This window comes from Gluconacetobacter sp. (assembly GCF_047721585.1).
Taxonomy (GTDB): domain Bacteria; phylum Pseudomonadota; class Alphaproteobacteria; order Acetobacterales; family Acetobacteraceae; genus Gluconacetobacter; species Gluconacetobacter dulcium.
In genome coordinates this window covers 1-5705 of the sequence record NZ_JBDNXE010000186.1, presented here as the reverse complement: position 1 = coordinate 5705, position 5705 = coordinate 1, and the positions used below count along the sequence as shown (strand labels likewise).

Annotated in this window: 6 protein-coding genes; 2 read left to right on the top strand and 4 right to left on the bottom strand. The window is 67.6% G+C overall.

Annotation, left to right across the window (positions count from 1 at the left end; all coding sequences use genetic code 11):
* The coding region (locus tag ABF821_RS19630; protein ID WP_415531301.1) for a YihY/virulence factor BrkB family protein at nucleotides 1-1061 on the bottom strand (1061 nt) is incomplete at its 3' end.
* A 264-nt stretch (nucleotides 1062-1325) separates the two neighbouring features.
* Here ABF821_RS19630 and ABF821_RS19625 point away from each other — a divergent pair.
* Together ABF821_RS19625 and ABF821_RS19620 are read left to right on the top strand one after the other, a co-directional pair.
* Complete coding sequence (locus tag ABF821_RS19625) at nucleotides 1326-2456, top strand: type III PLP-dependent enzyme (RefSeq protein WP_415531300.1); 1131 nt, start codon at nucleotides 1326-1328, stop codon at nucleotides 2454-2456.
* A gap of 296 nt (nucleotides 2457-2752) precedes the next feature.
* Complete coding sequence (locus ABF821_RS19620; protein ID WP_415531299.1) at nucleotides 2753-2980, top strand: hypothetical protein; 228 nt, start codon at nucleotides 2753-2755, stop codon at nucleotides 2978-2980.
* On the opposite strand, the gene ABF821_RS19615 is transcribed toward ABF821_RS19620, so the two are convergent.
* From ABF821_RS19615 to ccmA, 3 genes are read right to left on the bottom strand one after another with little or no spacing between them, the layout of a single operon-like run.
* A complete protein-coding gene (locus ABF821_RS19615) occupies nucleotides 2981-4180 on the bottom strand; it encodes an acyltransferase family protein (RefSeq protein ID WP_182974505.1) in 1200 nt (399 codons plus the stop codon).
* Nucleotides 4181-4861, bottom strand: a complete 681-nt coding sequence (gene ccmB, locus ABF821_RS19610) for a heme exporter protein CcmB (RefSeq protein WP_415531298.1) — start codon at nucleotides 4859-4861, stop codon at nucleotides 4181-4183.
* An 11-nt stretch (nucleotides 4862-4872) separates the two neighbouring features.
* Entirely contained in the window at nucleotides 4873-5517 is a 645-nt protein-coding gene (ccmA, locus tag ABF821_RS19605; protein ID WP_415531302.1) for a heme ABC exporter ATP-binding protein CcmA, read from the bottom strand.
* Nucleotides 5518-5705: the final 188 nt, after the last annotated feature.

The following is a 5705-nucleotide window of genomic DNA, read 5'->3' as shown; positions in this document are numbered from 1 at the left end:
TACGGGGGGCTTGCGGGGGTCGGCTCGGGGCCTTTGGCGGCGCGGGCGCGGGCCATCTCGGCTTCCAGCCCCGCGTTGAGTTCCGCCCCCAGCATGATGACGTAGGCGGTCACGAAGAACCACATCATCGTTGCCGCCACCGCGCCCAGCGGCCCGTATGTGGCGTTGTAGGGGGCGATAGTGCCGATATAGTACGAGACCCCGAGCGACGTGACGATCCAGATCAGCGTCGCCGCGCAGGAGCCGGGCAGGATGTGGCGCCATGGGACGGCCGGGCGGCTTGGCCCGAGCCGGTAGAGCAGGGTGCAGGCCACCAGCACGAACAGCAGCAGCAGGATTGGGCCGCCCATCTGCACCAGCAGTTCGACCGACCAGGGTGGCGGCGCCAGGCCGAGGCGCTCGGGGAGGAAATTGATCAGGACCGGCAGCGCCACCATCACCGCCAGCGTGAGCACCGCGCCGCAGATCGCGCACAGCGTCATGCCGATCGCCACCATCTGGAAGCGGATGAAGCCCCGCGTCTCGGTGGTGCCGTAGGCGATATTGACGGCGGAGATGATCGAGCGCGTGGCGGCCGAGGCCGACCAGAGCGCGATGCTGGTCGAGATGATCAGGTTGAGCGTCAGCGACGAATGGGGTTCGGCCGCCAGGGTGTGGATGCGTTCGCCGATCAGGGTGAAGGCGGCGGGCGGCAGCAGGTGCCGCAGCAGGTCGAGCTGCGGTTCCACCGTGTCCGGGTCCAGCACCAGTCCGTAAATCGAGATCAGGGTGCTGATGGCGGGGAAGAGGGAAAGCGTCGCGTAGAACGCGCACCCCGCCGCCGCCAGGGTGATCTGGTCCGATGTCAGGTTGCGCAGGATGCGGCGCAGGACCGGCCGCCAGAGTTGCCGCGGATCGATGGCCCCAGAGGCGAGGTGCTCAGAGGCGACGTGCTCTGGGGCGAGGTGCTCAGGGGCGGGATGTCCAGGAGCGAGATGCTCGGATTTTTCGGGCTGCGGGACGATCAAGCTGGCTCCGTCGGTCGGGTAGGGGGCGGCCTGCGCCCCAGGGTGGGCGGCCATCGCCCGGCGGGTATCCACTACCTAACGAAAAAACATGCGGAGGGGACGATTTTTCTGTTGCGCGCCGAATGCTTTGCCCCCATATGCGCTCTCCACGCAACAACGCACGTGCCACTGGCCCTCTGAGGTTACGCAACGACGTCAAGCGTTCTGGCAATTGGGGGTTCTTTGGAACCCGGTTCTGGTCGCTGGTCCGTTAGACCGTTTCGCAACACCTGTCCGGCTTTCGTCCCGGATGGATTTCACAGAAGGGATTTGGGTGCGATGACTCCCAAAATCGCCCATTTTCTGGCGGAGCATTCGCCCGCCACGCCCTGCCTCGTCGTCGATGTCGATCGCGTCGAGGCGCGCTATCATTCGCTGCGGCATGTGCTGCCGCTGGCGCGCATCTATTATGCCGTGAAAGCCAATCCGGCGGAAGCGATTCTGCGCCGGCTGGTCTCGCTGGGTTCGTCCTTCGACGCCGCGTCGTGGGAAGAGATCCGCATGTGCCTCGATGCCGGGGCGCAGGCGCGGGACATCTCGTTCGGCAATACCGTCAAGAAGGTGTCGGCGATCGCCAATGCCCATGCGGCCGGTGTGACGATGTATGCCTTCGACTGCATCGAGGAACTGGAAAAGCTGGCCCGCCATGCGCCGGGGGCGCGCGTCTATTGCCGCCTGATCGTCGAGAACGAGGGTGCGGAATGGCCGCTGTCGCGCAAGTTCGGCACCACGCTGGACAGCGCGCGCGACCTGATGCTGCGCGCCCGCGACCTGGGGCTGGACCCGTATGGCCTGTCGTTCCATGTCGGCAGCCAGCAGACGACGACCGATGCGTATGAAGCCGCGATCGCGCGGGTTGGCATGCTGTTTACCGACCTGGCCTCGGCGGGGTTGAACCTGCGCATGGTCAATCTGGGCGGCGGCTTCCCGATCCGCTACCGCGAGGACGTGCCGGAGATCGACCGGTTCGCGCTGGCGATCAGCCATGCGATGACCGAGCATTTCGGCAATGACCTGCCGGAAATGATCGTCGAGCCGGGCCGCTTCATCGTCGGCGATGCCGGGGTGGTGTCGTCGGAAGTCGTGCTGGTGACCAATCGCGGGCTGAAGGACGATACGCGCTGGGTGTATCTGGATATCGGCCGGTTCGGTGGTCTGGCTGAGACCGAGGGCGAGTCGATCCGCTATGGTATCCGCACGCCGCATGATGGTGGCGCGACGGGGCGGGTGGCGATTGCCGGCCCGACCTGCGACGGCGCGGACATCATGTACGAAAAGGCGCCCTACGCCCTGCCGCTGGATCTGGCGTCGGGCGACCGGATCGAACTGCTGTCGACCGGGGCGTATGTCTCGACCTACTGCTCGACCCGGTTCAATGGTTTCGCGCCGCTGACCGAGCATTATATCTGAAGCTGGCGGCCCCCCTTTCGTGGGGGTCTTCGGTGGGCAGTCTCCTTGCGAAACCCGTCGCCTCTGGCGACGGGTTTTGTGTTCAGGGGGGTGTCGGCAGTCATAATAAAACCATCTTCCTGGGATTTTCTGGCATAGGTCGCTGGTTGACCCCAAGCGTGCCGGTATGCGGAAGCAGGACCGGAGAGGTCCTGTTTTGTATGGACGATCTCATGACGCGCGCACGGGAACGATCCATTTCCATGGGTCAGCCGGTTTCTTCCTCAGGTGGATCATCATCAACGGTCGAGGCAGCTATGCTGGAAAGATCGCAGGCGCGCGCGCGGGAAAAGGTCAGCGTTCGCGCGATGGCGCATTCTCTCATCGTCGTGTGTGGCGATGGCGCGCGCGGCGTGACGATGCGTCATATCGCCCGCTGCCTGGATCAGGATCTGCCTGACGATGTTCTGTTCTGGCTGAAGGTCCGTAATCAGATCGACTGGCTTATGCGGACCAGCCGGCGCGAGGGCGACAGCATCCAGTAATTACGCATCACGATTGGGTTTCCAAAGGGCGATGCCCTTTGGCGGGGTTCGGGGCGGCGCCCCGACCTGAAGCCATCTGCGCAGCAGGCGATTGGCGGGTGTCGAGACCAGCCTGTCGGTCGCCCGTCCCAGCAGCCAGGACAGGGCGAAGGCGGGCGGAAACCAGAGCCAGCCTGTGCGCATGGCGCCGCCGCTGAGGTGGAACAGGCCGACGAGCGGGAACACCACGAACATGTGGGTCAGGTAGATTTCGTAGCTCATGAAGCCGTAGGAGCGCAGCCATCGTGTGCCGTGCATCAGGCGGTGTTGCCCCCAGCCCCACTGGAAGGCGACCAGCAGCAGGGCGCAGCCGAGGGTCAGCACCAGCATCGTCATATTGCCCAGCAGGCTCCAGAGTGCATGTTCCCCAAGGAAAACAGCCAGCAGCGCCAGGAGGGCGAAACAGCCCGTTGCGTTGACGATGCCCGCACGCGGCGCGGGGCGGCCGGCGACCGTCACCGCCGCGCAGACACCGGTGGCGATGGCCGCGAGTCCGGGCAGGTAAGCCTTTTCCCGCCAGATCTCCGGAGCGTTGGCCAGGGCGTCGAGGGCGAACGGCAGCGACAGGGCGAGGAGCGCGAACAGGCTTGTGCGCAGGCGAGGGATGCTTGCCAGGCAGAGGCAGAGGGCTGGAAAGCCCAGATAGAAGAGTTCCTCGATCGACAGGGACCATAATACGTCCCAGCCGCCCGGCAGGTAGCCCGTGTGCCCTTCGTACCAGTTCAGGTGCATGGTCAGGGCGGAGACGATCGCGCGCGGCAGGGTCTGGTCGGCGCGGGTGATGGTGTAGTCGGGCACGCCGAGCAGGTCGAGCACGGAGAGGATGGCGACCAGGACCAGCAGGCAGGGTGCGATGCGGGCCAGCCTGCGGGCATAGAAGGCGCGCGGGTCCAGCGTGGACAGGGAGCCCGAGCGCCGGATCGTGTGGCTGGTGACGAGGAAGCCCGACACGACGAAGAACAGGAACACGGCTTCGTAGCCGAACCAACTGAAGAGGCGCAGGAGCGGCAGGGGGACGATTCCGGCGAGGCCGGTCTTCGCCAGGGGAATCCGCAGCGCCATGTGGTGCGAGACGACGAGGAGGATCGACGCGCCGCGCACGAGGTCGATGCCGGGATTGCGGCCGTCGAGCGTGCCGGTTCCGGCGGCGGCGTTGGTCATCTATTCGACGGCGGCGCGCAGGCCGGCGCCGGCGGCCAGCGGGCAGAGCGGGAGCGCGCCGGCGAGGAAGGCGCCCAGAAGTTCCAGGTCCGGCCGCCAGGAAAGGCCGGTCTGTGCGGCGTCGAGCGCCGCCGCGCCGAAGATGAGGGCGGGGGTGGCCAGCGGCAGTACCAGCAGCGGCAGCAGCACGCCGCCCCGGCGCGCGCCCAGCACGATCGACGCCGCCATGCCGCCGATCAGCGACAGGATTGCGGTGCCCAGCGCCAGGCCGCCCAGCAGGATCGGCAGGACCGGCAGCGGCAGGCCCAGCATGATGGCCAGCGGGGCGGCGGCCAGCAGCAGCGGCAGGCCGGTGGTGAGCCAGTGCGCGATCATCTTGGCCAGCGCCACCAGGGCGGGCGGCAGGCCGGACAGCATGAGCTGGTCCAGCGAGCCGTCTTCCAGTTCCGACCCGAACAGGCGGTCCAGCGGCAGCAATGCGGCCAGCAGGGCGCAGACCCAGACGATGCCGGGGGCCATGCGGCGCAGCAGGTCCGGCGACGGGCCGAGGGCGAGGGGGAACAATGCGCCGGCGAGAATGAAGAACAGTACCGACCCCAGCGTGTCGGCGCCGTGGCGCAGCGCCAGACGCAGGTCGCGGCCGATGACGGCCGCCAGCAGGGCGGGAATGGATGCGCGCATGGGTCCGGCTTTCATGACCACGACCCCATATCAAGCTCTTTCGCGGCATCCACGGCGATGGCGCCGGGCAAGGCCAGGGTGCGTGCGTCGGGCAGGGGCAGGGGGACGTGGGTGGTCGCGATCACGATTCCGCCAGCCTCGCGGTGGGTCTTGAACAGGGTTTCCAGCAGGCCGATGGAGCGTGTGTCCAGCCCCAGGCTGGGTTCGTCGAGCAGCCAGAGCGGCGCACGGGACAGCACCACCCGCGCCAGGGCGGCGCGGCGCTTCTGCCCGGCCGAGAGCATGCGGGCCGGCAGGTCGGCCAGGGGCAGAAGATCGAGCGATTCCATGGCGTGGTCGGGGTTCGACCCGGCCGCGCGGGCGGGCAGGGCCAGGTTCTCGCGCAGGGTCAGGCCGGGTTTCAGGGCGTCCTGATGGCCCAGATAGGCTACGCGTTCGGCATGGGCGGTGCGGTCGGCCAGGGCGTCGATCCCGGACCACAGGACATGGCCGCCTTCCGGTTTGCGCAATCCTGCGAGAACGCGCAGCAGGGTCGACTTTCCTGCACCGTTCGGGCCGGTCAGCAGCAGGGCCTCCCCGGCGTCCAGGCGCAGGCCGACCCCGTCGAGAACCAGTCTTTCCCCCCGAAAAACAGAGATATTTTCGACATTCAGCAGCGGGCTGGCAGGGGGGCGGGAGGCAGGGATGGCGATCGTCCTCGGCTTGTGGGCGGCGGCGGCGGGGGGCCGCCCGCCCCCCCCCCCCCCCCGGGGGGGGGGTGGGGGGGGGGGGGGGTGGTAGCCCCGCGGGGGGTTTTTTTTGGCCCGGGGGGGGGAAAACCCGGGGTGGCGGAGGCAGACCCCCC

Excerpts from the sequence above, each read along its gene's own strand:
- ABF821_RS19625 (WP_415531300.1), top strand. The coding sequence starts at position 1,326 with ATGACTCCCAAAATCGCCCATTTTCTGGCGGAGCATTCGCCCGCCACG.
- ABF821_RS19620 (WP_415531299.1), top strand. The coding sequence starts at position 2,753 with ATGCTGGAAAGATCGCAGGCGCGCGCGCGGGAAAAGGTCAGCGTTCGC.
- ABF821_RS19615 (WP_182974505.1), bottom strand. The coding sequence starts at position 4,180 with ATGACCAACGCCGCCGCCGGAACCGGCACGCTCGACGGCCGCAATCCC.
- ccmB (WP_415531298.1), bottom strand. The coding sequence starts at position 4,861 with ATGCGCGCATCCATTCCCGCCCTGCTGGCGGCCGTCATCGGCCGCGAC.